This window comes from Brevibacillus jepli (genome assembly GCF_047229145.1).
Taxonomy (GTDB): Bacteria; Bacillota; Bacilli; order Brevibacillales; family Brevibacillaceae; genus Brevibacillus.
Genome location: NZ_JBFEFW010000011.1, coordinates 25,559 through 51,787, shown reverse-complemented (window position 1 = coordinate 51,787; position 26,229 = coordinate 25,559). Strand labels below are relative to the sequence as shown.

Below are 26,229 nucleotides of genomic sequence, written 5' to 3'. Positions count from 1 at the left end.
ATTTCTAATTCGTCCGACGCTGTTGCTCGGCTTGCTTAATTTTCATCCGTCTATACGTATTAATCAGCGGACGGTGGCGGCGGCTAACAAGGCCGACGATCTCCGTTCCAAGATGGATGACGATTACCAGTGCGACCATGACGATAATGGTGGTCCACTTCGTCGTCTTCGTCAGCAGGATGGCCATCATTCCGAAGAAAATGCTGATGGAGTAAATCGTGAGTACGGTCGAACGATGGGACAGTCCCATGTCCAGCAAACAGTGATGCAAATGTCCTTTGTCCGGGCTGGAAATCGGCTTTTTATTCACGATGCGACGCACAATGGCGAAGAACGTGTCCCAAAGCGGTACTCCCAGCACGACGATCGGGATGATAAAAGAAACGAACAATGCCTCTTTAAAGCCCATGATCGACAAGGCGGCCAGGTTGAAGCCCAAGAATAGTGAACCGGTGTCGCCCATGAACAGGCGGGCCGGGTGAAAGTTAAAGTAGAGAAAGCCAAGTATCGCTCCGAGGAGCACGAAACAGTAGGTCGCTACCTTGTAATCGTCCATCAACAAAGCCATGACACCCATTGTTCCTGCCGCAATCGCTGACACACCTGCCGACAGGCCATCGAGACCGTCAATCAGGTTCACGGCATTGGTTACACCGACAATCCAAAACATCGTGATCGGAATAGCCAGCCAATAGAGCCAGCCACTGCTGAAATCGATGCTGCCGCTGTACGGCAAATTCACGACGCCGATCTTCAGGCCAAAAGGAATGACGACTATCGCCGTGGCGACAAGTTGGCCGAGCAGCTTCCACTTCGGCGAGAGCTGGTATTTGTCATCGAGCATGCCGACGATCATGACGATCGTGCCTCCGATAAAAATTCCCAACATTTCCGATAGGCTTGTATACGGGACAAACAGGAAGAATGCAACCAGATAACCGATATAAATAGCCAAGCCACCCATACGTGGCATGATTCGCGTGTGTACCTTGCGCTGGTTCGGGGCATCAACAGCTCCTACTTTTACAGCCAGGTTTTTCACATACGGCGTTGCAATAAACGATATGATCAGCGAAGTCAGAAATCCGAGGATTAATGTAGACATCGACTGTTCTCCTCTCTACGGATGCATCTAGGAACGGCTACTCCATTTTTCTTTCAATACGGTTAACACAAACCGGGGAATAGCCAGTTGACGCTTCCAGCGAGAAGGCTCGGAAGCAAGTCGATAAAACCATTCCAAATGCAATTTTTGCCAGATCTCGGGAGCGCGCTTCACTTTCCCGGAAATGACGTCAAAACTTCCGCCTACCCCCATCATCAGGGAGGCATTTAACTGATCGCGATACTTCGCCATCCATTCATCTTGTCTGGGGGCACCCAGTGCGACGAACAGGAGCTGCGGTTTCGCTTCGGCAATTTCTTGTACAATTTGGGCTTCTTCCTCAGGGCGGAAATAGCCATCCCGACACCCAACCATCCGGGCGTTCGGATAACGAGCACTCAGTTTCTCTTTTGCCAAATGAATGACATCCGGCTTGGCACCGAGTAAATACACACCCCACTGATGCTGATTGGCTTTTTCCATGAGTGCTTCAAGCAGCTCCACACCGGTAACGCGCTCGTGAATCGGCTGATTCGTCCATTTGGCAGCGTACACAATTCCGATTCCGTCTGGCACGACATAGGCTTGTTCTACAATAGAGCGGAAAGCGCGATTCTCTCTCGCTACCATGACGATTTCCGGATTGGCGGTCACGACGTGGGTCTTTTGATCGCTTTGTATTCGTTCTGTTATATGTTCGACAGTCTCACGGAAACCGCGAGTCGTAAATGGCACATCTAGTATGGTTGCGACCTGTTTGGTCATTTCTTCACCTTCAAGTTGCGTGGTTATATGCATGTTGAAATGAAAACTTTATGAACGTATTGCCCACTAGCCATTCTACCCGAAAAGAAAGGCACATTCAAGATGATCATGAATGTGCCTTATTTCCTGCCGTCAGGGCAAACATCAATCCACCCTCTGCTACTACTTTCCCATTTACCAGTGCTCTTCCATGTCCTTTGCCGACGGTACCACGCACTCGAGTAAGCTCAACCTCAAGCACAAGCGTATCTCCTGGCTTCACCTGATCTTTGAAACGGAATTCATCAATGCCTGCGAACAAACCGATTTTTCCTTGATGTTCCTCCATGCTGAGCATCGCTACTGCTCCAACCTGAGCCAAAGCTTCCACAATAAGGACGCCAGGCATAACTGGATAACCAGGAAAATGACCTTGGAAAAACGGTTCATTTACCGTTACGTTCTTAATTCCAACTGCTTTTTTCCCTAGCTCCAGCTCTTCAATTTTGTCTACCAACAAAAACGGATATCGGTGCGGGATGATTTCCTGAATTTGCATAATATCCAAAGGCGCTTTGAATTCCACTATGTATCGCTCCATTTCCATACTTAACTAGACTTGTCTATGCATGAAGACCCTTTAACAAACGAAACAATATACATAACTCCCGCTCCTTTGCTCCAGCGGACAAGCGGGGTTAAGATAAAAGGGGCACTTCCTCCCCAAGTGCGGGAAGTGCTCTTTTTCATCCCTTACATGCGGTTCAATAATCGAGCTTTTGCCAGATAGATCGCACTCACAATAAACGAGAACGCTATTACTGACCAAAGTATCGCTTCACTGTATTCATAGCGATACATAACCAGCGGAATGACTACATACAGAAGAACAGTTGTCAGCTTGCCGTAAGCGTTTGCCGGAACGGTTTTTTTCCCGCGAAAGTGGTAAACAGCTCCTGTTACTATCATTGCCAGATCGCGCACAAAGAAAAACAGGGCGGCCCATACGCTGATCCGATCCGTTAAAAATAATGAGGCGATAACTGCCAGCATCATTAACTTATCTGCCAGAGGATCTAACATCATGCCGATTGTGGTCTCAAGCTGATGCTTCCGCGCGATGTACCCGTCTGCAATATCCGTTACTCCCGCCAAAATTAAAATGCCTAAAGCGATTTCAACATGATACGGAAACTCCGAAAAAAAGACATACAGGTACAAAGGGATGAGCACGATGCGAAAGATCGTAAGCAAATTAGGAAGATTCACGGACATCCCTCCGTATTCAAATCGTCACTTCCTTTTTCAACCACTCGACCTATTATACTCTGTGGACAAACACCACAACAAGTCCTCGAAAAAATAGGAGCCCCAACCATAGGTTCGGGCTTGTCCAGCTTGATTATTACGTATCTGCAAACATCAAATTCCACATATGTTTGTACGTTCCCAGATCAAATACTTCAGAAACCGGCTTCCCGCCTTCTGCGTATCCGATCATCAGACCAATGACTAGCGAGAAAAACAGCAGGAGTGGGACCAGCACCATCTTGGCTACGGTAATCCGCCAATTTTTGCCGCTCCGTTCCCGCTCTTTTGGTTTTGACTTAACCTCTTCGGTCTGACGCGGGAAACGTTTGCTCTTCCCTTGTTCCATGCTCCTCTCCTCCGTCATGTTGATTGAATTAGCTTATCTGCTTCTCAGTTGATTTGCAATGCCCATCATTTGATCACTGATGCCGACTGCGCGTGAGTTCAATTGATACGCACGCTGAATGTTCACCAGTTGGGACATTTCCTCTGTCATGCTGACGTTGGAGCCTTCCAGTGCTCCTTGGCGGACAGTCGCGATGCCTTCTTTAAAGGCGTCTAAGTATTTTAGATCAGGTCTAATAATAGTATCAAGTTCAGCATCGTACAAGTTCTGGCCTACTTGCTCCAGCTGATCAGGATTATTCACTTTCCAAACCCCAATTTCCCCCAATGTATCATCACCCATTTTTACTTCGCCAGTATGTGGATTAACGACAAGTGGCTTGGTTGGGTCTGGCTCTGGAAGCGTAATAGGTTGTCCATCTTTTCCAACCAAATAATCCCCGTTAGCATTTGCCAAAATAAACCCATTTGTACCTTTATCAAAACTCACTTTAAAACTGCCATCGCGTGTAAAATAAAACCTATCTTCAATGTTGCCATTTACCTCAATTCGACGGCTCACAGCAAAATAACCGTCTCCCTCAATCATCAAGTCGGTTGGTACATCCGTTATTTTTACGGCTCCTGGCGACAGATCCAGCTTGGACATACCAAGTCGAGCACCGCTGCCAACTCGAATCCCCTGCGGACTATTCCTATTCACGTTATCTTCAGCTGGCTGCTCGTTCATCGAATCGGAAAGTAGTTCAGAGAACGATGCGACTCGACGTTGATAACCAGCAGAATCTAAGTTAGCAAGATTGTTGGCCGTATTGTCCAATGCTTGCTGAATTCCACGCATTGCTGATGTAGAGATATTCAGTGATTGCATCCTTTTCCCCTCCTATTATCCGTTTACGCGACCAATTTCATTAGCTGCTTTGTCCAACGTACCATCGATGGTGGTAATTACCCTTTGATTGGCTTCATATGCTCGCAAAACACTCATCATGTTCGTCATCGTTTGTGTTGGATCTACGTTTGAGCGTTCCCGCCAACCCTGTTGCGCTCCGTAACGTCCAATGACTTTTGGAATATCGTAGTCTCTTCTAGTCAAAGCATCCTCATCATCTTGCTCTGCTGCTTGTATTCCCTGGATGGCAAAATCGCCTTCGTACCTAAATACGTTAGTTCCTTCCTTTACAAGCTTGGAAGGATCCGTAATTACGCTCAATCCCAGATCAACGCCCATATCATCGAGAACTGTTTCCTTCAAACCAGTATCAAAGTACTCATTCCACAGCCTGCCTTTTTCATCAATCTTCAAATTCTTACCTGCATTTTCATTCGGCGTTGCAGAATTGGTATTGTTTTTATTGACCCGAATCGCTTGATTTTGATTATCCAGCACATAATAGCCATCCGCAGTCATCAGGTAACCTTCCGCATTCACGCTCCAGTTACCGTTCCGCGTGTAGCGGATGTCCTCTTCTTGAGCTGGCTGCGTCAAATCCTCAATCCTTGCAACACTGTAAAACAGTCGTCGCTCATTGCCTTGCTGATCTGGCTGAATATTGTCCATCAAAGCAACATCATACGGATTACGCGTTTCCTCAATATCTCCCTGCGCAAAATTAGGCAAGGCCTCCGACATGTATACCCCAGTGTGCAAACGCCCAATAATGGCAGGCTGTCCAGGCATAGTAGGGATGCCTGGGACATCAAGTCCTTCCGAATCATTCATGCGAGAGAGCAATTGCTCCGGAAATGCACGCATGACACCCACGTCCTGTTTGAACCCGGGTGTATTGATATTTGCTAAATTGTTCGCCAGCGATTCTTGCCTGTTCTGCAAGGCCAGCATGCCAGATGCAGACGTATACAAGCCTCTGATCACGTAATCTTACCCCCTGAATAATCGCTTATTCGAGTGAGCTGGCATCTTATCCAAATAGTCCAGCATCATTCCTGTCCCTTTCGCTACGCACATCATTGGCTCTTCCGCTACCAGCACAGGAACCTTCAGCTCCTCTGCCAGAATCTCGTCAATACCGTGCAACAATGCGCCGCCACCAGTCAGGAAAACACCCTTATCAATTATATCGGCAGAAAGCTCCGGAGGTGTTCGTTCTAAAACAGATTTTGAGGCTTGTACAATTGCACTCACCGACTCAGCCAGGGCTTCCTGGACTTCATTGGAGCGAATGGTAATCGTTTGCGGCAAGCCGCTTACCATGTCTCGACCCCGAATGTCCATTTCGTCCTGGCGTCCGCCGGATACGGTTCCAATCTGAACCTTGATATCTTCAGCCGTACGCTCACCAATCAGCAATTTGTATTTATTTTTTATGTAACGCATAATGGCCACATCGAATGTATCGCCTGCTATTTTAATGGAGGAAGACGTGACTATATCGCCCATCGACAATACCGCTACATCGGTCGTTCCCCCACCGATATCCACTACCATATTACCGGACGGCTGAAAAATGTCCATTCCTGCCCCTACTGCGGCAACTTTCGGTTCTTCTTCGATATATACTTCTCTTGCTCCACCACTGCGTTCTGCTGCTTCGCGAATTGCTTTTTGCTCAACAGACGTGATGTTCGTCGGGCAGCAAATCAAAATTCGCGGACGGGCAAACATGCTTTTCCCACCAATTTTGTTCAAGAAGTGCTTAAGCATGGCCTCCGTAATTTCAAAATCCGCGATAACCCCTTCTCGCAAAGGTCGGATCGCTACGATATTTCCTGGGGTGCGGCCCACCATGCGATAGGCTTCATTTCCCACGGCCAAAACTTTTCTGGTTTTACTATCTATTGCCACGACAGATGGTTCGTCTAGGACAATTCCCTTGCCTTTTACAAAAACCAAGACATTGGCCGTCCCCAAGTCGATTCCGATATCTTTGCCAAACATGAAAGGTCCTCCCTGATTACCAGTTACATTTCTACCTAATATCATAGGCTCTTCTACGTGAGAGGACAAGGAAATTCTTTCTTACACACTTTCCTCCTGTTCTACTCGTACTTTTTTACTACGCCGTTTGTACTTGATCTTGGTCGCTTCGCCTCCCCGAAGATGTCTGATGGCTTTGTGATATTCCAAAATTTCCTTAACTTGGTTAGCCAACTCCGGATTTATCTCAGGCAGCCGCTCAGTCAAGTCCTTGTGCACTGTACTTTTCGAAACACCGAACTCTTTGGCGATCATCCGAACCGTATTTCTCGTCTCTACAATATATCGGCCGATTTTGATGGTCCGCTCTTTGATGTAGTCGTGCACATTACTCGCCTCCTTGTATCTACATTGTCTGATACAATATATGGGTGCGTAGGGACACATATTCTACGTTTCCAAGCCTGACAAGCCAGCACGGCCGCATCTTTTTTAAACAGTTTGTACCACACACAAAAAAACACCCGCAATTGTTGTATTTTGCAGGTGTTTTCGATCTTTTCATTCGTTATTGATTTTTCGCTTCGGCTTCGGCCTGAATCAAGTATTGCTCTGGATTTACCGGCTGGTTATCGATGCGGACTTCAAAGTGAAGATGAGTACCGGCGTCTTTTTCAAAGCTGTTGCGCCCTGCAGACCCGATGACTTGACCTTGTGTCACTTCATCGCCCGGTTTGACTGTTACACTTTCCAGACTCTGATACACCGTGACCATTTTGTCTGCGTGTTCAATCTCAATCTCGTTGCCGACGAGTGGGTCCTTCACCACTTTTACTACTTTACCCGCAAGAGCAGCGATGACATCAAAGCTCTTTCCATCAGTAGACACGAGGTCAATACCTGTGTGCGGGTAGAAGGAGTTGTCGAAGCTCACCAGCGCTTTTTGCTGATTGTCCTTGGTGGCTTTCTCATCGTAGAAGTTCATGCCCACGTTGTACTGCACGCCTTTTCCTACGGGCCATGCGAGTGGTTGTACGCCACTTGTAGCCGGTACCGCTTCTTCGTTTTGCGGTGTAGTCGTCTCAGGAGCTGCAGGAGTTGTCACTGTCACGCCATCCCCACTATTCGTCAGTTTGGATACCGTGTCCAAGACGCTGCCCTGATACCACATCACAAAAGCGAGAATGATTGCTGCGGTGCCGATGTAGATTGCAGGAAACGCCCATTTCTTGCCTAAAACTTTTTTCCAAGAACTTGCCTTCTTGAATGGAATCGGTTGATTTTGATTCTTTTGATCTTCCATTTTATTCATCACCTCATCCCTCAGTATCGCCAGAATTTTGGCGTATAAACCTGAGAGAGTAGGGAAAAGTAAAAATTTGCTGCTTTTTTACTTAGCAAGAGTTCAGTATCCTTATGCGCGCATCACTCTTGTATACTCCTGCAGAGTAATCCCTTGATAAAAGTGCTTGACGATCTGCTCCGCGCTTTTGCCGCTTTTCGCCATTCCATTCGCACCCCACTGGCTCATCCCGACACCATGACCGTACCCTTTCGTCGTAATGAAAACCTGATTGCCCCGCAAGTCCAACGTAAAGGAAGAAGAGTTCAGGTTGAGCTTTTCACGAAATTCTCTTCCAGAAAATTCCTTTCCGCCTATGCTGATCGTACCTACGCGATTTCCCGTCGTACGCGATTCGATTCGATACCAGGAGCCATTTGAGGAGGCTTCCTGTGTGAGCTTCACTCCCAAATTCTTTTCGAGCTCCGCTGTGGACATGACTACCGTTTCCTCATAGCGAGGCGATTGAATATCCCAAGGACTCGCGACACTTTTCAGATACGGAATCGGCTTCTCCCAATATTCATCCGAGTTTTCTGTAAAGCCATTACTGGTCGAAAAAAATGTCGCGTCAATCGGCTCGTTTTGATAGGTCAGGACAATTCCCGCTGTGGCCATAACGGCTTGCTGAATTCGCTTGTTTTTCCATTCATACTGATCTCCCCAACGCTCACGCCGCTGCTGTTCATCCATATAGACTTGATGCTGCACCGTATCCAAAACTTCACCACCAGAGGGAACATCATCGAACTTGCCCTCTTTTAATCGGCGCACGATATAGGTCCTGGCCGCCAATGCCTGCGCTTTTAATGCCTCCAGCTCAAACTCGGCTGGCATTTCAGCTGCGACCACTCCGGTAATATACGCTTCTAGCGGCAGTGTTTCCACCTTCTTTTTTTCTGTGCGGTACACTTTTACCGGTAGAGAAGACGCGGTTTCTTTCATCACTGGTTTGTCCGGTTGCAAGACGTCCACATTAGGCTGGCTGACAGGGCTTGTTGCTGGTGAGAACCAAAAGACCAAAGCAGCAGGCATCAGGACGAGCAAGATCGGCAAAGCGATAAACCACATGAGTAAATAGCGTTTCATGCAAGAGATCCTCCCCGTTACGTGCTAGACACGAAAAGCGACTTTTTGAATAACCTACTAAAGTCTATGTCCAGCAAAAGAGCGGTAGAACGAGAGAATGAGAGAGTCGAGAGAACGAAAAAAAGACCCCCTGCTCTCGCAGAGAATCTTTCGTTTTGCCATATGGTTGACACATTTATCAAGCAAAATTAGGAGAGAAGCTTACTTTGATGGTTTCGGAAACTGCTTTTTCACGAGCCTTTTCTTCTGGAACCACGCGTTCTACATCTGCTCCCAGAGCCAACAGCTTTTCCGTAAAGTTCACGTAGCCACGGTCAATATGGTGCAGAGCAGAAACCTCAGTCTCTCCCTCAGATACCAGCCCAGCCAGAACAAGTGCTGCTCCCGCACGTAAATCGGTTGCTGCTACCTTGCTGCCTGTCAGCTTGGAACCGCCTTCGACGATAGCACTGCGGCCTTCGATCTTGATATTCGCATTCATACGACGGAACTCTTCCACGTGCATGAAGCGATTCTCAAATACCGTTTCGGTCACGATGCTCGTTCCTTCCGAAACAAGCAAAAGCGCCATCATTTGCGATTGCATATCCGTCGGGAAGCCAGGGTATGGCAGCGTTTTGAGGTCAACTGCTTTCAATGCGCCTGTGCGGCGTACACGAATGCCGTTTTCCTGCTCTTCAATGTCCACGCCCATTTCACGAAGCTTGGCGGTCACTGATTTGAGATGATCGCAAATCGCACCTTCCACGAAGACATCCCCACCAGTAATCGCTGCTGCAACCATGAAGGTTCCTGCTTCAATGCGGTCAGGGATCACACAATGTGTGCAGCCCTTCAGCTTTTCCACGCCTTCGATACGGATCGAGCCTGTACCCGCTCCGCGGATTTTTGCTCCCATCCGATTCAGGAAGTTCGCCAAATCAACGATCTCCGGCTCTTCTGCTGCGTTTTCGATCAATGTGGTTCCCTCTGCCAAAGCAGCGGCCATCATAATATTTTCTGTTGCACCGACGCTAGCAATATCCAGGTAGATTTTCGCACCCTTCAATCGTCCTTCTACCGTCGCTTCAATAAACCCTTGTCCGATTTCGATCTTGGCTCCCATAGCCTCAAACCCTTTAAGGTGCTGGTCGATCGGGCGCGTACCAATGGCACATCCACCCGGAAGAGCTACACGAGCTTGTCCTTTTCTGGCTAAAAGCGGTCCCATCACGAGGAAGGAGGCGCGCATTTTGCGGACCAGTTCATAGGACGCTTCTACACTCGTGAGCTTGGAAGCATCGATTGTCAGCACTTCATGATCATATGTAAGGGAGATTCCCATCGATTTCAAAAGGTCGCATATCGTCCGGACATCGTCGAGGCCTGGTACGTCTGAGATGACGCAAGTCCCTTCTTCTGCCAGGATAGATGCTGCAATAATAGGGAGTACGGCATTTTTGGCGCCAGATACTTTTACATTTCCCGCCAATGCCTTACCACCACGGACAATAATTTTATCCAATGTGTACCCCTCCGCGTGCTAATATTCCACAGTGATGATTGGTGTACCTACCGTAATCCATGTACCAGAATGGCTGTCACGATGCGTAGCCACCTGTAGATTCATCTTTTGACCGTTTACCGCGATGAATGGTTCCCACATAGGGGTATACCCTGAAATGCTAACAACCGTCTCATCTTGCAAACGTTCTAATTCTGTCGCCTGGAGAGTACCAAAAATCGACAATATTTTACCCTCCTGTTGGTCAACACCCATCTTAACATTGTACAATCCGCGAATACAAGTGCTAATTTGCGGAATAAAGTCGGCGCTTTGCAGGGCATTCGTGTAGGTTTCCTGTACTTGTCCAATATATAGTAGGGAATCACGGTTTCCAGATAACTGAAGTACTAGATATACAGAAAATGCCCCATTTTTAGGAACTCCTGTCACCTCGTAGCTCAGATCTACGCCGTTTTTTGTGTATGTAGTCCTATATGCGAGTATGTTGTGTTTACGCGATTGTTCGCTTGGGGAAAACGGAATCTCAAGTTGTTGTGCCCATTTCATTGCCAACTCTTTTACTTCTTCAGGACGCAGCCCTTCTCCCATCAACGCACGCATACGTACCTGAACAGATACACCTGTTGCGCCTGTGTCTTCTAGTGCTTTCATCATTTCTGTCGCAACTGGCTTCTCTTCCTTTGCTTGTGCAGGCATCCAATACACGGCCCCCATCACGAGCAATAGAGCCAGCACTAACCATCCAGACCATTTCCCCATTGATATCCTCTCCCTAGGCTTACATGTATCTCTTTGTACTTCTCATTTTGCACATGTAGCTGGGTGGATATACCAGCGAATCGTCGTCTTTCTCGTATTTAGTTGAACAAATTCCCGAATGTTAGCGACCAGCCCAAGTAATCAAGGAAAAAGCGGGACAGCTCATATCCAATCACGATGGAAAGAAAAATTTGCAGTAGCTTTGCCTGAGCACCATTTGGCTTTTTCAAAATCTTATCAAAGCGAAACGACTGCAGCGCCCACCATGCGAGCCCAATAAACGCAACCGATAAAACGATGCTCAACAAGCCATACACTTCTTGTGGCATGCTTGTTACCTCCTCATTGCCAATCAGAGAATCATAGAAAAAAGGGACAGCTCGATTACGAGCCATCCCTTCTATTGTACCTGAAGTACTGTTTCGTTACGAGTGTCACTGAGAGCTGGGAGTAAGCATATTCCCAAAATCAAAGGACGGGTTGAGATGAATCTGGATATAGTCGGTGACCAGCCCCGGAAAAGCTCCGAAGAATACGGTAGCGACTGCCATGATGAGAATAAACGTCCAGATGCCTTTTGGCACGACCATTGGCGCTTCGGTTGTCCCAGGACGCATGTACATCTGACGAATAATCCCAAAGTAATAGTAGTAGGAAATGACGCTGGTGATGATCATAATCGCCGCCAGCCAGTAGTTTTCTACTACCAATGTACCCATGAACAGATAGAACTTCCCGAAGAAACCAACTGTAATCGGGATACCTGCCAAGGACAAGAGGAAGATGCTCATGGCAACAGCCATTACAGGCGAGCGATGATACAATCCGGCAAATCCTTTCAAATCCTCTGTCTCTTGCTCACGCGATACAACCATAATCACAGCAAAAGCACCAAAGCTGACCAGCAAGTAACCGAACAGATAGAAGATCACTTCACTAAAGAAGAGAGAGGTCGGCGGTACAAAAGGCACGAGCAGGTAGCCCGCTTGCGCAATGCCTGAGTAAGCCATCATGCGCTTGACGTTTGTCTGCCTGAGCGCCATCGTGTTCCCGATAATCATCGAAGCCGCTGCCATCAGTCCCAGATAGAGACTTCCCTCTTCGAAAAAGAACCGCCCTGATCCCGTACCGTCGGAAACGTTGAAAAACGAAATCATCATCACTCGAAAGATCAGCGCAAACCCAGCTGCTTTGGATACTACCGCCAGAAATGCCGTGATCGGAGTTGGAGCACCCTGATAAACATCTGGCGCCCACATGTGGTAAGGTGCAGCAGATATTTTGAATGCGAGTCCTACTGCGAGAAATGCAAAGGCTGTATAGATAAGGAACTGATAGCCTGCCATTCCCGCTTCAGCCAAGCGAAACGATATTTCATAAATATGCGTGGTTCCCGTGAGTCCGTACACATACGACATTCCAAACAGGATGACTGCAGTAGCAATTCCTCCCGAGACGACGTATTTGAAAGCCGACTCGTTCGATTGCAGCGATTTTTTTCGCATACCGACCAACACATAGGACGATAGAGACAGTAGCTCCAGTCCGACAAACAATGTAATCAGATCAGCTGACGATGCCATGACCATAGCCCCGAGCAGTCCGGTCAGTATCAAGTAATAATACTCGCCTCTGTGCTGGACTTCCCCTGATTTCAGATAAGACAGGGAGATGAGAATGGCAAAAGCCGTCCCAGCCAGGAAAATCAGCTTGAATGCATTGCCGTAATCATCAATTCGGATCATGTCGATCATGTAGCTGTATGGCTTATCGAGAACGTTCATATTGACAATAACAAGAATCGCCGCTATGACAGTACCCAGTAATGATAGCCAACCGATGGCCTGCTTGCCGAGACGCTTGCCTGCAAAAAGATCCAGTAATGATAAGAAGGTAGCAAAACCAAGAATGGTAAACTCGGGCAGAAGGTAGGTCCAGTCATATGAGAAAATATCTTTAACTTCCATGGATTACCCTCCTATTCCCGTTACGATGGGTACGATCGTTTTCAGCGCCTGCTGCATCGGATTCCCCAGAACAGCTGGATAAACCCCGATGAGGATAATACATCCCAATAGAACGACCATCGGAATAACTTCCATCGGCTGTGCATCAGCAAGTCCTGTGCAACGACCAGGGGTAGGGCCAAAAGTCGTTTTCATGATCGCTCTGAGTAAATAAACCGCGGTGAGTACAATCCCGATCGCTCCCACTGCTGCCAATACCGGCATTCGATCAAACAGACCGAGAAAGGAAAAGAACTCACTAATGAATCCGGACATGCCCGGCAATCCGAGTGATGCCATCCCGCCTGCCAAGAGAACACCGCTGACAAACGGCATGGACTTGGCTAAACCGCCCAAATCGTCGAGCATCGACGTCTGTGTCCGATCCCAAATGACACCAATCAGGAAGAAGAGCAGGGCTGAAATAAAGCCGTGAGAGACAACCTGGAACATCGCTCCCTGATACCCAATCGTGTTCATCGACGCGAAGCCGAGCAATACGATGCCCATATGGCTGATACTGGAGTAAGCCAGCACCATTTTCAAATCCTTCTGCACGAAAGCGAGTACTGCTCCGTACAAAATGTTGATAATCCCCAAAACCGCCATCCACGTAGAAAAATTATAGGCCTGTTCTGGGAAGAAGCCTATTCCCATCCGCAAAAGACCGTACGCCCCCATCTTCAGCAAAATACCGGAGTGAATCATAACGATGGAAGGTGGAGCCTGTACGTGTACGCGCAGCATCCACGTGTGGAACGGGAATACTGGCAGCTTGATCGCAAAAGCGATGAACAGCGCGATGAAGATGCCAAAACGCATCTCAGGCGTAAGGATTTCGGCAATCGTATGCCCTTGCGTCGTCAGAATCGCCGTGATTTCATCCATATTCAGCGTTCGCATGATGACAAAGATGACGATGAAAGCCAACAGCATGATTCCTGAACCGATTCCGTTATACAAAAGGAATTTGTTTGCCGCTTGTTCGCGCTCACCATATCCCCAAATCCCGATGAGGAAGTACATCGGCACGAGTGTCAGCTCAAAGAAAATGAAGAACAGAAACAGATTGTCTGCTGCAAAGACTCCCAACATTCCGATCAACAGCAGGTGGAACAGGATAAAGTACTCCTTCTGCCGCTTTTTGATTTGCCAGGAAGCAATTGCCGCGAGTGTACCGATAATCGCCGTCAGCAAAATCAATGGCATTGAAATACCATCGACTCCGAGCTCGTAATTGATCTCAAAAGCAAAGACCGTACCCGCCTGAGCCATTCCGATCGGAATCGAAATCCAGCTATACTTTTCTACGAATTGCAGGTTGGCTGTCTCATAATCAAACATTCCGAACATCCAACACGCCAAGATAAGGGACGGCAAGGTTCCGTAAATCCCGACCTGCTTGATTATCCCAGCATGTCGGCCGGGGATAAAAGCCATGACGATAATCGCCAGCAGCGGAGAGAACACCAGTGATGACAAAAGGATATTATTGACCGAATCCAAAGAGTCCACCTCCCTTGGCCGTCAAACTGATGGCGACAATCAATAATAACAGACCGAATAGTACCATCGCCCCATAGGACTGAATCTGGCCACTTTGTACTCTTGCGTGCAAGGAGCCGATTCCTTGGGTGATTTTTGCTGTCAGTCCAACCAGGCCATCTACAATATACTTATCGAATACATCCAGGACGAATCCCAGCCAGCCCAGTGGACGTACGATGACATTGTGATACAGCTCATCGATGTAGTACTTCTTGTAAGAGAGCTGATAGAGCCACGGCATTGCTTCTGGAATACTGTCCGAGGAGATCGATTTCTTGCCGTACATCAAGTAAGCCAGCACAACCCCAAGAATGGAGATCAACAGTGCCACAATTTGCAGCCAGGCTGCAGCGTGCTCCGTACCTTCTCCAAAAATGCTTGTGATCGCCGTCCCTGTGTTCGTGGACAGTAACCAATCAGAGAGTAATGGCGCATACGGTGTATTCACAAAGCCTGCGACCACCGCAAGCAATGCCAGGATCAACAGTGGACCTGTCATGACTCTTGGAGATTCATGTGCTTCATGCTTGCCACGTGGCTTTCCTGCAAACGTCAGGAAGAACAAACGGAACATATAGAAAGCGGTAAAGAACGCTGCTAACAACGCGATGAGCAGCAGATCGTAGCGGTGTGCCCCGTAAACAGCCCCGAGTATCGCTTCCTTCGACCAGAAACCAGCGAAAGGAAAGATTCCCGCGATGGCCAAGCAACCGATCAGGAAAGTCAGAGCGGTGATCGGCATCTTCTTCCACAACCCGCCCATTTCGAATACATCCTGCGTATGTACAGCATGGATGACACTACCCGCTCCAAGGAAGAGCAGTGCTTTGAAAAAGGCGTGAGTCATCAAATGAAAGGAGCCTGCTACATATCCTGCCGCACCAGCTACACCCAATGCCAGCATCATGTACCCGAGCTGACTGACTGTGGAATAAGCCAAGACTCGCTTGATATCCCGTTGGGTTAGACCGATGGAAGCTGCAAAAATGGCCGTGAAGCCCCCTACATACGCCACTACTGTCAAAGCTGTTTCGGAAGCGATGAACAACGGATAGGTTGCAGCAACCAAATAAACACCCGCCGCGACCATCGTTGCCGCGTGAATCAAAGCAGATACTGGTGTCGGACCTTCCATGGCATCAGGCAACCACGTATGAAGCGGGAATTGACCTGATTTTCCCATTGCCCCGACGAAAATAAGGATTGCCGTGAGCGTGATCATCCATGGTTCCAAGCGACCGAGCGCGACGCTCTCAAAAATAGCCCCGTACTCGAAGCTTCCCGTCTGCCAGAACAAGAGACATATCCCGATAAACAGACCGAGGTCCCCGATGCGTGTTACGATAAAAGCCTTCTTGGCAGCAGCTTTTGCTTCTCTCTTGAAGTAATAGTAGCCGACGAGCAGGAAGGAGCATACCCCGACCAGCTCCCAGAAAATATACACTTGCAACAGATTTGGTGAGATGACTAATCCGAGCATGGAGAACGTGAACAGTGCTAGGTATTGATAAAACACCGGAAAGCGTTCATCCCCATGCATGTAGCCCTTTGAATAAACTTGGACCAGCAGACTGACCAATGTCACAATCACAAGCATCATCGCATTCAACGGATTCACTTCGAATCCCATATTGATTACGATGTCGCCAATATGCAACCACTCAATCACATAATTGTAATCTGTTCCTCCCCCCTGAAATCTCTCCCAGAAGATCAGAACTGCGATCCCAAAAGAAACAGCCGTTAGCGTAATGCCCACCATGGCCGCTCCTTCTTTCAACTGGCGACCAAATGAGACGATCACGATGAAAGCAAGAAGCGGAAACAGAGGGATCAGCCAGGCATAGTGCATTAGAGTATCCATCTTTGTCCTCCTTTTCTGGTTTCCCTCTTATCGTTTCATTTGGTCCATTTCATCTACATTGACAGTCTCCTTGTTGCGGTACAGTGCAATCAAAATTGCCAACCCTACTGCAACCTCGGCAGCTGCAACCGTCATCGTGAACAAGGTGAAGATTTGTCCTGTCACAGATGGATACAGTCCGAACTTGGAAAAGGCGACCAGGTTAATATTGACAGCATTCAGCATCAGCTCGATGGATAACAGGACGACGACTGCATTGCGCTTCGTCAATGCTCCGTACAAGCCTACACAAAAGAGAATCAGAGCGACCATTAAGTAGGAGGAAATACTTACTGTCATTCGTTATCCCCCTCCTTTTTCGCCATGATGATCGCACCGACCAACGCGACCAACAGCAGTACAGACAACAGCTCAAATGGTATGACGAATTTGGTGAATACTTCGATACCGATTTCTTTTGCATTGTTTACAGGAGCTTCTGGAGGTGGCGGTGGCGCAGGCCATGGTGTATTTTGTACACCCCAGAACAATAGACCGAACAGAACGACTACAAAAAGCAGAACAAAACGATTCTTCCAGGTTCGCCCTGTTCCCTCATCGTTTGCATCGTGCTTGGTCAGCATGATACCAAAGAGCATCAGAATCGAAATAGCGCCTGAGTAAACCAAGATTTGCGCAACTCCGACGAAGTCGGCTCCTAGCAAAACAAACAGACCTGCAATGCTGATAAACGTAACGCCCAATGAGATGACCATGTGGACGACGCGCGTAAAGCTGATCATAAACACCGCGCCACCGATCGTCAGAAGGGACAGGATAAAAAAGGCAACGAATTCGCCTGTCATACTAATTCTCCTCCCTGACGTTCGTATTGTTGTCGTCCAGCCATTTCAAGTTCTTGTACAATTCGTCCCGGCTATAGGCAGCCAGTTCGAAGTTGTTTGTCATCACAATCGCTTCTGTCGGACAAACCTCTGTACACAGATCGCATAAAATGCATAGCTCAAAATTGATATCGTACGTATCGATAATCTTTCCCTTTTTCTCCGGATCAGGATGGGGCTTCCCTGTCAGTTGAATGCACTCCGTCGGACAAATGCGTGCGCATTGGTTACAAACGATGCATTTCTCAGGAGAAAAGTGCTGAATACCGCGAAATCGTGGCGGCATCGGAAAGGGCACATCCGGATAGAAGTGGGTTACTTTTTTCTCCGTCAGCTTTTTAAATGTATACCCCAGGCCTTTGGCCAGTCCTAGCATGTGTGTCACCCCTCAGAATTTGAGAACTTGGCTGCACCATGTTTTTGCGAAGCTAACTTTTGGCGAAGCCTGCGCTATGGAAACAATGGGACGCAGTCGTTTTCGATCTACTAGAACATGCCATTTTGGTAAGAAACCACTACGGCTGTGAGCAGAATGTTGAACAATGCCACGGGCAACAGCACTTTCCAAGCAAACGACATCAGTTGATCGACACGTAAGCGCGGCATCGTGGCGCGAATCCAAAACTGGAGGAAGACGTAGAGAGAAAATTTAAGGATAAACCAGACGATTCCCGGAATGAAATCCAGCGAGGGATGAATCGGCAGCCATCCACCCAAAAAGAGAATCGTAATCAAGGTACCCATCCCGAACATGTACACATACTCCGCCAGCATGAACATTGCAAAACGGAAACCGGAGTACTCGACGTGATAACCGCCCACGAGCTCCGACTCTGCTTCTGGCAGGTCAAATGGCGTACGATTCAGCTCAGCCTGTGCAGCAATGATAAACACGACAAATCCAATAAACTGCGGAACAATATTCCAGACATCCCGCTGCGCGTAGACAATATCCTTGAGATTCATGCTGCCCGTCAATAGAACGATACCCACCACGGACATGACCAGCGGCACTTCATAGCTGATCATCTGCGCAGCGGAGCGGAGACCCCCGATCAGCGAATACTTGTTATTCGAGGCCCAACCAGCTGTGATCACGCCTAGTACGGTGATCCCAGACAAGGCGATATAGTATAGTAGACCTATTCCCAGATCAGCGAACTGAATGGTTTCCGTAAAAGGCATAACAGCCAATACGGCAAAAGCAGGTGCATAGGCCAATATTGGTGCTAGAGTGAACAACGCTTTGTCAGCGTGCTGCGGACGAACATCTTCCTTTAATAGCAGCTTGGCAACATCGGCAACCGTTTGGAGAAGTCCCAATGGTCCTACTCGATTCGGCCCGATGCGCAGCTGCATCCACCCAATCACTTTACGCTCAAAGTAAATGGCGTAGGTAACAAATCCCAACACAGCTGCAAGCAATAAAACTGCCGCTACAATAAACCAGAGCGTGGTTCCCCATGAGGGTGCTTGCTGCAAGAGAGTATTCATTAACAGTCAACCTCCCCGAGCACGATGTCGATACTGCCCAGGATGGCAACCATGTTCGCGAGGTTTTCCCCTTGCAACAGCTTAGGCAGAATTTGCAGATTGGTAAACGACGGTCGTCTGAACTTCAATCTCCACGGTTTATCCTTACCTTGGCTGGCAATGTAACAACCAATTTCACCACGAGGTGACTCGATGCGCACATAAGTCTCCCCGGCAGGTGGGCGAATCACGCGTGGTACTTTCCCCATGACTTCGCCTTCGCTTGGAAATTGCTCTAATGCCTGCTCCAGAATCCGCAGCGATTGCTCGATCTCTGCCATTCTCAGGTGATAGCGTGCCATGCAATCGCCCTCAGTTGCTGTCGGCACATCAAATTCAAAACGATCGTAAATGCAATAAGGCTCATCCTTGCGCAGGTCCCACTTAACACCTGTCGAGCGGAGCATGACACCAGATAGTGAGTAATCCAACGCTGTTTTCGTATCGAATTTGCCGATTCCATTGAGACGGTTAATAAAAATCTCGTTACCCGTCACCAGCTGATGGTAATTACTCAATTCCTTCTTCATGTACTGGACGAATTCTTTGGCTTTGTCAGTCCAGCCTGGAGGTGCATCCCATTTCACTCCACCTACGCGCATGTAGTTGAAGGTCATCCGTGCCCCGCAAAGCTCGTTGAATAAATCCAGAATCGTCTCCCGGTCACGGAACGCATACAGGAAAGGCCCCATCGCACCAATGTCCAGAAGATACGTTCCCCACCAAACCAAATGGCTCGCCACCCGGTTCAGCTCCATTGCAATCAGTCGCAAAAACTGAGCTCTCTCTGGAATCTCCAACCCCATCATCGTTTCTACTGCGTGGCAGAGAACGTAGTTGTTGGTCATGGCGGAGACATAGTCCATTCGATCTGTATAGGGGATAATTTGCGTATAGGTCAAGTTTTCTGCCAGCTTTTCTGTACCTCGATGCAGGTAGCCCATGACAGGAATCGCTTCTTTAATCGTTTCCCCATCGATTTTTACTACCAGACGAAATACCCCGTGTGTACTTGGATGCTGTGGACCTACGTTTAATAACATCTCTTCCGTACGAAGTCCTGTTTCAGAAGAGGTATCAACATGAGTCGTGAGGATGTTATGGTTCATCTGCTAAACCTCCTCGTCGTATTGCACATAATCTTTGCGCAGTGGATACCCTACCCAATCATCGGGCAACAGGATTCGACGTAAATCCTTATGTCCCGGGAAATGAATCCCCAAAAGGTCAAACGTCTCTCTTTCATTCCAATTTGCGCCATGCCAGAGGTCCATTACCGAAGCAACTTTTGACTCTTCCCTGCTCGTTTTGACCTTTACTGCCAAGCTTTGGCGATTTTTGTAGGAATAAAAGTGGTAGTATACCTCCAGGCGATCCTCGTAATCGACACCGTGTAGATCGGACAGGTACTCAAAGCTCAATTGCTCGTCATCTCTTAAAAATTGGGCAACTTGATGCCAACGTTCATTTTGAATGGTGAGGGTCGGGACTTCCTTTGCCAGCTCATTAATATACGAAGCCTCGATGACTTCCTGTCCAAATGCTTCGGAAATTCGCGACACGTATTTATCAAGATAGGGCTGGTTTTTGGAAGGTGCTTTTGGTGCCTCCTCTGCTGATGCCGCATCTCCAGTCGCTGACGCGGCTTTTGCCTTCGCTGCTGCTGCGGCTGCTGCTTTGGCTTTCGCTGCGGCTGCGGCCTTCGCCTTCGCATCGTCGTCACCAGATTCCGAACCATCCCCCCCTGCTTCACGTGCGGCTTTTGCCTTCGCTGCTGCTGCGGCGGCAGCCTTGGCTTTTGCGGCAGCTGCGGCCTTCGCCTTGGCATCCGCATCTGGGGCTGCGTCAGGTGTTTCGACACCATTTTCAGCTGCTTCTTTTGCTTCCTTCGCGGCTTTTGCCTTTGCTAGAGCTTCTGCGGCAGCTGCTTTCTTGGCTGCTGCTTTTTCTTCAGGTGTCATTTCAGACACGGGCTTGGCTGGTGGTGTAGAAGCATCCGCCTGTTCTTTCGCAGCTTTTGCCTTGGCAATCGCTTCTGCTGCTGCGGCTTTCTTGGCTGCAGCCTTTTCTTCAGGTGTCATTTCAGAAACGGGCTTGGCTGGTGGTGCAGAAGCTTCCGCCTGTTCTTTCGCCGCTTTTGCCTTGGCAATTGCCTCTGCAGCTGCTGCTTTCTTGGCTGCTGCTTTTTCTTCTGGCGTCATCTCAGACACCGGCTTTGTTGGCGGTGCCACTGGTTCCGGTTGTTGATCAACAGCTGGTGCCGGAGCGGAGGTTTCCTCTTTCCCTTCTTGCTCTGCCTCCACCGGACTCGCTTCTTGTTCTCTTAATTTTCGCAAAGCTTCGGCCTTGGCACGAGCTTCAGCTGCTGCCGCTGCCTTTTCCTCCGACGTTGGCTTGCGTTTCTCTTCGCTCATAGATTGGTCACCTGCTTCCCAGTCTTCGCTTCGTAACGGATTTTTTCTTGGAGCTTATTAATTCCGTAGATCAAAGCGGCAGGGTTAGGCGGGCAACCTGGAATATATACATCGACAGGCACAATCTGGTCTACACCTTTTACGACGCTGTACGAGCGCACGTACGGACCTCCCGCTGTCGCACAGGAGCCCATGGCAATCACCCACTTCGGTTCAGGCATTTGATCGTATAGCCTGCGTAACAGTGGTGCCATCTTTTTCGTAACGGTTCCAGCTACGATCATGACATCAGATTGTCTGGGGGATGCCCGGAAAATAACGCCAAACCGGTCGAGGTCATAACGCGCTCCACCTGTTCCCATCATCTCGATTGCGCAACAGGCCAAGCCAAAGGTTAATGGCCATAACGAGTTACTGCGAACCCATCCCTTCACTGTTTCTAATGTCGTAAACATGACGTTGCGATTCAGTTCCTCTTGCAATTCAGGCGCAATGCTTGTCAGGTCTAGTTCCATTCCAGCACCTTCTTTCTCCACGCGTAAATCAATCCTACGATAAGCAAGGATATAAAGATGACCATCTCGACTAAGGCAAAAAGCCCAAGTTCTTTGTAAGCGACGGCCCACGGATACAGAAAGAGTGTTTCCACATCAAAAATGACAAACATGAGGGCAAAGATGTAATACTTTACATTGAAACGCACCCAACTGTCACCAACAGGAATGTTACCGCTTTCATAAGTAGTTTGTTTCTCCCGTGTTGGTTTCTTCGGACGAAGTAATGGACCAACAAAACTGACTGTAGCCACGGGCAACAACACACCAAGAATCAAAAAGATCGCGACAATCACATAATTGTTGGTATAGATGTCACTCACCCACGTTCCCCCCGCTCTTGAGAAAGGTATGAATCGTCTTGCGCTGTCCTCCAGAAGAAGTCGAGACTCCCTCAAAAGGGTACTGCTCGCAGCATCAAAGGTGTAGGTATGAAGCTGTCGCTGCTAGAAAAAAATACCTTTATCATTATAGCAAATTGCCAATAGGGTGTCTAACGAAAGCCTTCCTTTTGTGCCATATAAAGGGAAAAACTCAGAGATTTCTCCCTAAGTTTTTCCAGCATAGTATGATGACCAAACGAATATGCCTGCCTGGCCCTCGTATTCTCTTTATTATTGAACGTTGTTAGAAAATTTCTGTCCGAGGAAATCCTCGTAAATGCGTTCCCATACCATCGTAAAGGTCATCTTTTCGTCTTCTGGGATCTCCAGTATATTATCAATAGCATCTTCCATATATGGAGTCAGCTTAATCAGAACCTCAGCCAGAATCTGATCATTGGTATTCAGCAATTCCTTCATTTCTGCTTTGGACATGCTGAACGTATTTTCTTCTTGCTCGTGCAGCTTCATCACGAGGTTGCTAAAAATCGGGTGAACCACTGCTTCCAGCTTAATATGAGCCAACGCAAGAGATTCTGCCTCACTCAGCTTGAACAACTCGGATGCATCTGGGAAAGGATAAACCGGTACGTCCCAAGCATCACCTTTGTCAATCACCAGACCCCACTTCACGAAAAGCTCAATCGCCTCGTCAAGGGATGTCGGGTAAGCATAATCGGAACGGCTCATGAACGCTTTGAATCTGTTCAAGAGGTTTACATAGCCTTTGAAATCCTCTTCAGACTTAAACCCTTCTTGAACAGGCTCAGTAAATGTGCCTTCCAATGCTTCGAATTGGTCCAAAGCTTTTCTCATCTCTTCTTTTGTCTCCTGCTTCGTTACCACCAAACACATTGCCTGAAACAGAACATTCATTTCATGAGATAGCACTCTTGTCCAGCCATTAGCCGCAAAACTGCTAGGAATCACTACGCCATCTTGATTGTGGCGGATATCGCGAATGGTTTGCATCAATTACACTCTCCTTTAATCCCAATAGCCAATGCCGCTTTTTCCCGCTGTTTTCATGTTAACGTAGCTCGTCGGCAGGGCATTAGGTCTATTATACACAGAAACATTAGTCAATTACCAACTGGAAATATCATGCCCGTTTTCCATGGCTCGTCATTCATGAGCACAAAAACCGAAAAATCCCCGCAGCCACATGGGCGCGGGGATATCAAGCTTACGCTTTACTTCGCTACGTCGAGACGTGCCATCGCACGTTGTAGCGCGCGTTCTGCACGCTTGACGTCGAGCTCGGCATATTTCTCAGCCAAACGCTTTTCAGCACGTTCTTTCGCTGATTTCGCGCGTTCGACGTCGATGTCTCCCGGCATTTCAGCCGTTTCAGCAAGGATGGTAACTTTATCGCCGCGTACTTCCATGAAGCCGCCGCTTACAGCCATCTTTACTTCTTTATCGCCTTCTGTCTTAATCCGAACTGGCGCTGTTTTCAACGGGGTTACCAACGGCACGTGGTTCGGCATGATACCGATTTCCCCTTGCAAGCCGCGAGCAATCACCATTTCAGCCTGACCGCTGTAGACAACCCGTTCAGGAGTTACGACTTCAACTGTCATCTTACTCACTTACTCGTCTCCCCTTTCCAGGGTGTCTTACGCCATTTTCTTCGCTTTTTCTACCGCTTCTTCAATGGTACCTACATACAGGAACGCGGACTCTGGCAGTTGATCGTGTTTACCTTCAAGGATTTCCTTGAAGCTACGAACAGTATCTTTCAGAGGTACGTATTGACCTGGGTTACCAGTGAACTGTTCAGCAACGTGGAAGGACTGGGACAAGAAACGTTGAATGCGGCGTGCGCGTCCAACTACTTGCTTGTCGTCATCACTCAACTCGTCCATACCAAGGATCGCGATAATATCTTGCAATTCTTTGTAACGTTGCAGGATTTTTTGAACGCCACGAGCCACATCATAGTGTTCTTGTCCTACTACATCAGGAGTCAGAGCACGGGAAGTGGATGCGAGTGGATCTACCGCAGGGAAGATACCCAACTCAGCGATGGAACGCTCCAAGTTCGTTGTAGCGTCCAAGTGAGCAAACGTAGTAGCAGGAGCCGGGTCAGTATAGTCATCCGCTGGTACGTAGATCGCTTGAATAGACGTTACGGAACCTTTTTTCGTGGAAGTAATACGCTCTTGCAGCTGACCCATTTCGGTAGCCAGTGTTGGCTGGTAACCTACCGCAGATGGCATACGACCCAAGAGAGCGGATACCTCAGAACCCGCTTGAGTAAAGCGGAAGATGTTATCGATAAACAGAAGAACGTCGCGGCCTTCTTCATCACGGAAGTATTCCGCCATAGTCAAACCGGTCAACGCTACACGAAGACGTGCACCAGGCGGTTCGTTCATCTGACCGAATACCATCGCAGTTTTCGGCAGTACGCCTGCGTCTTTCATCTCGTGGTACAGGTCGTTACCTTCACGGGTACGCTCACCTACACCTGCGAATACGGAAATACCACCGTGCTCTTGCGCGATGTTGTTGATCAGCTCTTGAATAGTAACGGTTTTACCTACACCCGCACCACCAAACAGACCGATCTTACCACCCTTGATGTACGGAGCCAAGAGGTCAATAACCTTGATACCTGTTTCCAGGATCTCAACAGTCGTTGCTTGGTCTACGAACTCAGGAGCTTTACGGTGAATTGGGTCACGACGATCTACTTGACCGAGCTCTTGCAGGTCAATTGGATCACCCAATACGTTAAATACGCGTCCGAGGGTAATTGCACCCACCGGAACGGAGATAGCTGCACCGGTATCTACTGCTGCCATGCCACGAACCAAACCATCTGTGGAAGACATCGCAACGGTACGAACCAGGTTATCGCCCAAGTGAGTTGCAACCTCAACAGTCAAGTCGATGTCGCGCTCACCAGCGCTTTGTGCTTTATGTTGAATCTTGATCGCATTATAAATGGCAGGCAGGTGTCCGCGGTCGAACTCGACGTCAACAACCGGACCCATTACCTGAACCACGCGTCCATTCGCCATGTTACTTTTTCCCTCCTGTAAAGCTGAATTGGGAGCTATTCGCTGCCATTACGCCTGTGCGTTTGCACCTGCGACGATCTCGGAAATCTCTTGTGTAATGGCTGCCTGACGAGCACGGTTGTAGATCAATGTGTAACGGTTGATCATGTCCGTCGCATTGTCTGTCGCGTTGCCCATTGCAGTCATACGGGAACCTTCTTCGGAAGCCTTCGCTTCCAGAAGCGCACTGTATACCAGTGTTTCCGCATATTTCGGCAACAGATCAGCAAGTACTTCTTCCGAGGACGGCTCATACTCGTAATTCATTTTGCGGTCGTTGTTGCTCTCAGGAGCCTCCAACGGCAGCAAGCGTTTTACGGTAGGTATCTGCGAAATTGCACTTTGGAACTTGTTGTAGCACAAGTAAAGCTCGTCAATTTGCTCAGTCGCGAACAATTCAACCGCCGCACCGGCAATTTTCTTGATATCAGCAAAAGCTGGGCTGGCTGGCAGACCCGTAACCTCTTGCATGATCGGGTAGTTACGTTTATTGAAGAAGTCTCGACCTTTACGACCAATGACAAAAATACCGTACTCATCCTTGGACTTGTGCTTTTCGCCGATTGTATTAATAACGGCACGAAGCATGTTGGCGTTGTAACCACCAGCAAGACCACGGTCGGAAGTGATGACAATGTAACCAGTCTTTTTCACCGGACGGGATTGAAGCATTGGATGTTTGGAACCAGAAGTCCCACTCGCGATGCTTGCGATTACGTCTTGGATCTTGTCAGCGTAAGGACGTGCTGCCTCAGCCTTCTCCTGATTACGGCGAAGCTTTGCAGCCGCCACCATTTTCATCGCTTTCGTGATTTGGCGCGTATTTTTCGTACTTTTGATACTGCGTCGAATCTCACGTATTCCTTTAGCCACTCGTTTTCACCACCTTGAGGAC

29 protein-coding genes are annotated in these 26,229 nt (G+C 48.3%); all 29 read right to left on the bottom strand.

Going from position 1 to position 26,229, the window contains the following annotated elements; translation table 11 throughout:
• Window positions 1–4: 4 nt before the first annotated feature.
• Window positions 5–1,105 carry a glycosyltransferase family 4 protein gene (locus AB1L17_RS13835; RefSeq protein WP_412845416.1) on the bottom strand — a complete coding sequence of 367 codons (1,101 nt, stop codon included), beginning with the start codon at window positions 1,103–1,105 and terminating at the stop codon, window positions 5–7.
• Window positions 1,106–1,132: 27 nt separating this feature from the next.
• Window positions 1,133–1,870, bottom strand: coding sequence for a WecB/TagA/CpsF family glycosyltransferase (locus AB1L17_RS13830; RefSeq protein ID WP_412845415.1), 738 nt, complete (start codon window positions 1,868–1,870; stop codon window positions 1,133–1,135).
• Window positions 1,871–1,976: 106 nt separating this feature from the next.
• On the bottom strand, window positions 1,977–2,435 hold the full coding sequence (gene fabZ / locus AB1L17_RS13825) for a 3-hydroxyacyl-ACP dehydratase FabZ (protein ID WP_412845414.1): 459 nt from the start codon (window positions 2,433–2,435) through the stop codon (window positions 1,977–1,979).
• Between the two features lie 167 nt (window positions 2,436–2,602).
• A complete protein-coding gene (locus tag AB1L17_RS13820; RefSeq protein ID WP_412845413.1) occupies window positions 2,603–3,124 on the bottom strand; it encodes a CDP-alcohol phosphatidyltransferase family protein in 522 nt (173 codons plus the stop codon).
• Window positions 3,125–3,254: 130 nt separating this feature from the next.
• Window positions 3,255–3,506, bottom strand: a complete 252-nt coding sequence (locus AB1L17_RS13815) for a DNA-directed RNA polymerase subunit beta (protein WP_412845412.1) — start codon at window positions 3,504–3,506, stop codon at window positions 3,255–3,257.
• A 33-nt stretch (window positions 3,507–3,539) separates the two neighbouring features.
• On the bottom strand, window positions 3,540–4,376 hold the full coding sequence (locus tag AB1L17_RS13810) for a flagellar hook-basal body protein (RefSeq protein WP_412845411.1): 837 nt from the start codon (window positions 4,374–4,376) through the stop codon (window positions 3,540–3,542).
• Between the two features lie 15 nt (window positions 4,377–4,391).
• On the bottom strand, window positions 4,392–5,381 hold the full coding sequence (locus AB1L17_RS13805; protein ID WP_412845410.1) for a flagellar hook-basal body protein: 990 nt from the start codon (window positions 5,379–5,381) through the stop codon (window positions 4,392–4,394).
• Between the two features lie 6 nt (window positions 5,382–5,387).
• Window positions 5,388–6,404: a rod shape-determining protein gene (locus AB1L17_RS13800; RefSeq protein ID WP_412845409.1), complete on the bottom strand. Its 1,017-nt coding sequence runs from the start codon at window positions 6,402–6,404 to the stop codon at window positions 5,388–5,390.
• Between the two features lie 81 nt (window positions 6,405–6,485).
• Window positions 6,486–6,770, bottom strand: a complete 285-nt coding sequence (gene spoIIID, locus AB1L17_RS13795; protein WP_003388385.1) for a sporulation transcriptional regulator SpoIIID — start codon at window positions 6,768–6,770, stop codon at window positions 6,486–6,488.
• A gap of 181 nt (window positions 6,771–6,951) precedes the next feature.
• Window positions 6,952–7,686, bottom strand: a complete 735-nt coding sequence (locus AB1L17_RS13790) for a peptidoglycan DD-metalloendopeptidase family protein (RefSeq protein ID WP_412845408.1) — start codon at window positions 7,684–7,686, stop codon at window positions 6,952–6,954.
• A 111-nt stretch (window positions 7,687–7,797) separates the two neighbouring features.
• Window positions 7,798–8,814: a stage II sporulation protein D gene (spoIID, locus tag AB1L17_RS13785; protein WP_412845407.1), complete on the bottom strand. Its 1,017-nt coding sequence runs from the start codon at window positions 8,812–8,814 to the stop codon at window positions 7,798–7,800.
• Between the two features lie 178 nt (window positions 8,815–8,992).
• Window positions 8,993–10,318 (bottom strand): UDP-N-acetylglucosamine 1-carboxyvinyltransferase, encoded by a 1,326-nt coding sequence (gene murA / locus AB1L17_RS13780; protein ID WP_412845406.1) that lies wholly within the window; start codon window positions 10,316–10,318, stop codon window positions 8,993–8,995.
• A gap of 18 nt (window positions 10,319–10,336) precedes the next feature.
• Window positions 10,337–11,080, bottom strand: a complete 744-nt coding sequence (locus AB1L17_RS13775; protein ID WP_412845405.1) for a YwmB family TATA-box binding protein — start codon at window positions 11,078–11,080, stop codon at window positions 10,337–10,339.
• Window positions 11,081–11,178: 98 nt separating this feature from the next.
• A complete protein-coding gene (locus tag AB1L17_RS13770) occupies window positions 11,179–11,409 on the bottom strand; it encodes a DUF1146 family protein (RefSeq protein ID WP_412845404.1) in 231 nt (76 codons plus the stop codon).
• 105 nt (window positions 11,410–11,514) lie between these two features.
• Window positions 11,515–13,047: an NADH-quinone oxidoreductase subunit NuoN gene (nuoN, locus tag AB1L17_RS13765; RefSeq protein WP_412845403.1), complete on the bottom strand. Its 1,533-nt coding sequence runs from the start codon at window positions 13,045–13,047 to the stop codon at window positions 11,515–11,517.
• A 3-nt stretch (window positions 13,048–13,050) separates the two neighbouring features.
• Window positions 13,051–14,526, bottom strand: a complete 1,476-nt coding sequence (locus AB1L17_RS13760; protein WP_412845532.1) for a complex I subunit 4 family protein — start codon at window positions 14,524–14,526, stop codon at window positions 13,051–13,053.
• 49 nt (window positions 14,527–14,575) lie between these two features.
• Window positions 14,576–16,498 carry an NADH-quinone oxidoreductase subunit L gene (gene nuoL, locus AB1L17_RS13755; RefSeq protein ID WP_412845402.1) on the bottom strand — a complete coding sequence of 641 codons (1,923 nt, stop codon included), beginning with the start codon at window positions 16,496–16,498 and terminating at the stop codon, window positions 14,576–14,578.
• A 27-nt stretch (window positions 16,499–16,525) separates the two neighbouring features.
• Complete coding sequence (gene nuoK / locus AB1L17_RS13750; RefSeq protein WP_007722089.1) at window positions 16,526–16,837, bottom strand: NADH-quinone oxidoreductase subunit NuoK; 312 nt, start codon at window positions 16,835–16,837, stop codon at window positions 16,526–16,528.
• Window positions 16,834–17,343 carry an NADH-quinone oxidoreductase subunit J gene (locus AB1L17_RS13745; RefSeq protein WP_412845401.1) on the bottom strand — a complete coding sequence of 170 codons (510 nt, stop codon included), beginning with the start codon at window positions 17,341–17,343 and terminating at the stop codon, window positions 16,834–16,836. Before AB1L17_RS13745 ends, nuoK begins: the two co-directional genes overlap by 4 nt.
• Window position 17,344: 1 nt before the next feature.
• Window positions 17,345–17,758 carry an NADH-quinone oxidoreductase subunit NuoI gene (nuoI, locus tag AB1L17_RS13740; protein ID WP_007722093.1) on the bottom strand — a complete coding sequence of 138 codons (414 nt, stop codon included), beginning with the start codon at window positions 17,756–17,758 and terminating at the stop codon, window positions 17,345–17,347.
• 110 nt (window positions 17,759–17,868) lie between these two features.
• Window positions 17,869–18,876 (bottom strand): NADH-quinone oxidoreductase subunit NuoH, encoded by a 1,008-nt coding sequence (gene nuoH / locus AB1L17_RS13735; protein WP_412845400.1) that lies wholly within the window; start codon window positions 18,874–18,876, stop codon window positions 17,869–17,871.
• Window positions 18,876–20,024 carry an NADH-quinone oxidoreductase subunit D gene (locus AB1L17_RS13730; RefSeq protein ID WP_412845399.1) on the bottom strand — a complete coding sequence of 383 codons (1,149 nt, stop codon included), beginning with the start codon at window positions 20,022–20,024 and terminating at the stop codon, window positions 18,876–18,878. The genes nuoH and AB1L17_RS13730 overlap by 1 nt, the downstream gene beginning before the upstream one ends.
• A 3-nt stretch (window positions 20,025–20,027) precedes the next feature.
• Window positions 20,028–21,329 (bottom strand): NADH-quinone oxidoreductase subunit C, encoded by a 1,302-nt coding sequence (locus tag AB1L17_RS13725; protein WP_412845398.1) that lies wholly within the window; start codon window positions 21,327–21,329, stop codon window positions 20,028–20,030.
• Window positions 21,326–21,844, bottom strand: coding sequence for a NuoB/complex I 20 kDa subunit family protein (locus AB1L17_RS13720; RefSeq protein ID WP_007725455.1), 519 nt, complete (start codon window positions 21,842–21,844; stop codon window positions 21,326–21,328). Before AB1L17_RS13720 ends, AB1L17_RS13725 begins: the two co-directional genes overlap by 4 nt.
• Window positions 21,835–22,206, bottom strand: coding sequence for an NADH-quinone oxidoreductase subunit A (locus AB1L17_RS13715; protein WP_007725457.1), 372 nt, complete (start codon window positions 22,204–22,206; stop codon window positions 21,835–21,837). Before AB1L17_RS13715 ends, AB1L17_RS13720 begins: the two co-directional genes overlap by 10 nt.
• Before the next feature lie 291 nt (window positions 22,207–22,497).
• Window positions 22,498–23,238, bottom strand: a complete 741-nt coding sequence (locus AB1L17_RS13710; protein ID WP_412845397.1) for a DUF6042 family protein — start codon at window positions 23,236–23,238, stop codon at window positions 22,498–22,500.
• A 221-nt stretch (window positions 23,239–23,459) separates the two neighbouring features.
• On the bottom strand, window positions 23,460–23,858 hold the full coding sequence (locus AB1L17_RS13705; protein ID WP_412845396.1) for a F0F1 ATP synthase subunit epsilon: 399 nt from the start codon (window positions 23,856–23,858) through the stop codon (window positions 23,460–23,462).
• A 27-nt stretch (window positions 23,859–23,885) separates the two neighbouring features.
• Window positions 23,886–25,295, bottom strand: a complete 1,410-nt coding sequence (atpD, locus tag AB1L17_RS13700; RefSeq protein WP_412845395.1) for a F0F1 ATP synthase subunit beta — start codon at window positions 25,293–25,295, stop codon at window positions 23,886–23,888.
• Window positions 25,296–25,343: 48 nt separating this feature from the next.
• The gene (atpG, locus tag AB1L17_RS13695; protein WP_412845394.1) at window positions 25,344–26,207 is read right to left on the bottom strand and encodes an ATP synthase F1 subunit gamma; all 864 of its coding nucleotides are present in this window, start codon (window positions 26,205–26,207) and stop codon (window positions 25,344–25,346) included.
• Between the last annotated feature and the right edge of the window lie 22 nt (window positions 26,208–26,229).

What these genes read in the sequence shown, in the direction of transcription:
- spoIID (WP_412845407.1), bottom strand. Translation starts at nt 8,814, where the DNA reads ATGAAACGCTATTTACTCATGTGGTTTATCGCTTTGCCGATCTTGCTC.
- AB1L17_RS13725 (WP_412845398.1), bottom strand. Translation starts at nt 21,329, where the DNA reads ATGAGCGAAGAGAAACGCAAGCCAACGTCGGAGGAAAAGGCAGCGGCA.
- AB1L17_RS13830 (WP_412845415.1), bottom strand. Translation starts at nt 1,870, where the DNA reads ATGACCAAACAGGTCGCAACCATACTAGATGTGCCATTTACGACTCGC.
- AB1L17_RS13800 (WP_412845409.1), bottom strand. Translation starts at nt 6,404, where the DNA reads ATGTTTGGCAAAGATATCGGAATCGACTTGGGGACGGCCAATGTCTTG.
- AB1L17_RS13720 (WP_007725455.1), bottom strand. Translation starts at nt 21,844, where the DNA reads ATGGAACTAGACCTGACAAGCATTGCGCCTGAATTGCAAGAGGAACTG.
- AB1L17_RS13710 (WP_412845397.1), bottom strand. Translation starts at nt 23,238, where the DNA reads ATGCAAACCATTCGCGATATCCGCCACAATCAAGATGGCGTAGTGATT.
- nuoN (WP_412845403.1), bottom strand. Translation starts at nt 13,047, where the DNA reads ATGGAAGTTAAAGATATTTTCTCATATGACTGGACCTACCTTCTGCCC.
- nuoI (WP_007722093.1), bottom strand. Translation starts at nt 17,758, where the DNA reads ATGCTAGGACTGGCCAAAGGCCTGGGGTATACATTTAAAAAGCTGACG.
- atpD (WP_412845395.1), bottom strand. Translation starts at nt 25,295, where the DNA reads ATGGCGAATGGACGCGTGGTTCAGGTAATGGGTCCGGTTGTTGACGTC.
- AB1L17_RS13760 (WP_412845532.1), bottom strand. Translation starts at nt 14,526, where the DNA reads ATGGCTTTTATCCCCGGCCGACATGCTGGGATAATCAAGCAGGTCGGG.
- AB1L17_RS13730 (WP_412845399.1), bottom strand. Translation starts at nt 20,024, where the DNA reads ATGAACCATAACATCCTCACGACTCATGTTGATACCTCTTCTGAAACA.
- nuoL (WP_412845402.1), bottom strand. Translation starts at nt 16,498, where the DNA reads ATGGATACTCTAATGCACTATGCCTGGCTGATCCCTCTGTTTCCGCTT.
- AB1L17_RS13820 (WP_412845413.1), bottom strand. Translation starts at nt 3,124, where the DNA reads ATGTCCGTGAATCTTCCTAATTTGCTTACGATCTTTCGCATCGTGCTC.
- AB1L17_RS13835 (WP_412845416.1), bottom strand. Translation starts at nt 1,105, where the DNA reads ATGTCTACATTAATCCTCGGATTTCTGACTTCGCTGATCATATCGTTT.
- nuoH (WP_412845400.1), bottom strand. Translation starts at nt 18,876, where the DNA reads ATGAATACTCTCTTGCAGCAAGCACCCTCATGGGGAACCACGCTCTGG.
- AB1L17_RS13745 (WP_412845401.1), bottom strand. Translation starts at nt 17,343, where the DNA reads ATGACAGGCGAATTCGTTGCCTTTTTTATCCTGTCCCTTCTGACGATC.
- AB1L17_RS13770 (WP_412845404.1), bottom strand. Translation starts at nt 11,409, where the DNA reads ATGCCACAAGAAGTGTATGGCTTGTTGAGCATCGTTTTATCGGTTGCG.
- AB1L17_RS13815 (WP_412845412.1), bottom strand. Translation starts at nt 3,506, where the DNA reads ATGGAACAAGGGAAGAGCAAACGTTTCCCGCGTCAGACCGAAGAGGTT.
- AB1L17_RS13775 (WP_412845405.1), bottom strand. Translation starts at nt 11,080, where the DNA reads ATGGGGAAATGGTCTGGATGGTTAGTGCTGGCTCTATTGCTCGTGATG.
- AB1L17_RS13810 (WP_412845411.1), bottom strand. Translation starts at nt 4,376, where the DNA reads ATGCAATCACTGAATATCTCTACATCAGCAATGCGTGGAATTCAGCAA.
- nuoK (WP_007722089.1), bottom strand. Translation starts at nt 16,837, where the DNA reads ATGACAGTAAGTATTTCCTCCTACTTAATGGTCGCTCTGATTCTCTTT.
- AB1L17_RS13790 (WP_412845408.1), bottom strand. Translation starts at nt 7,686, where the DNA reads ATGGAAGATCAAAAGAATCAAAATCAACCGATTCCATTCAAGAAGGCA.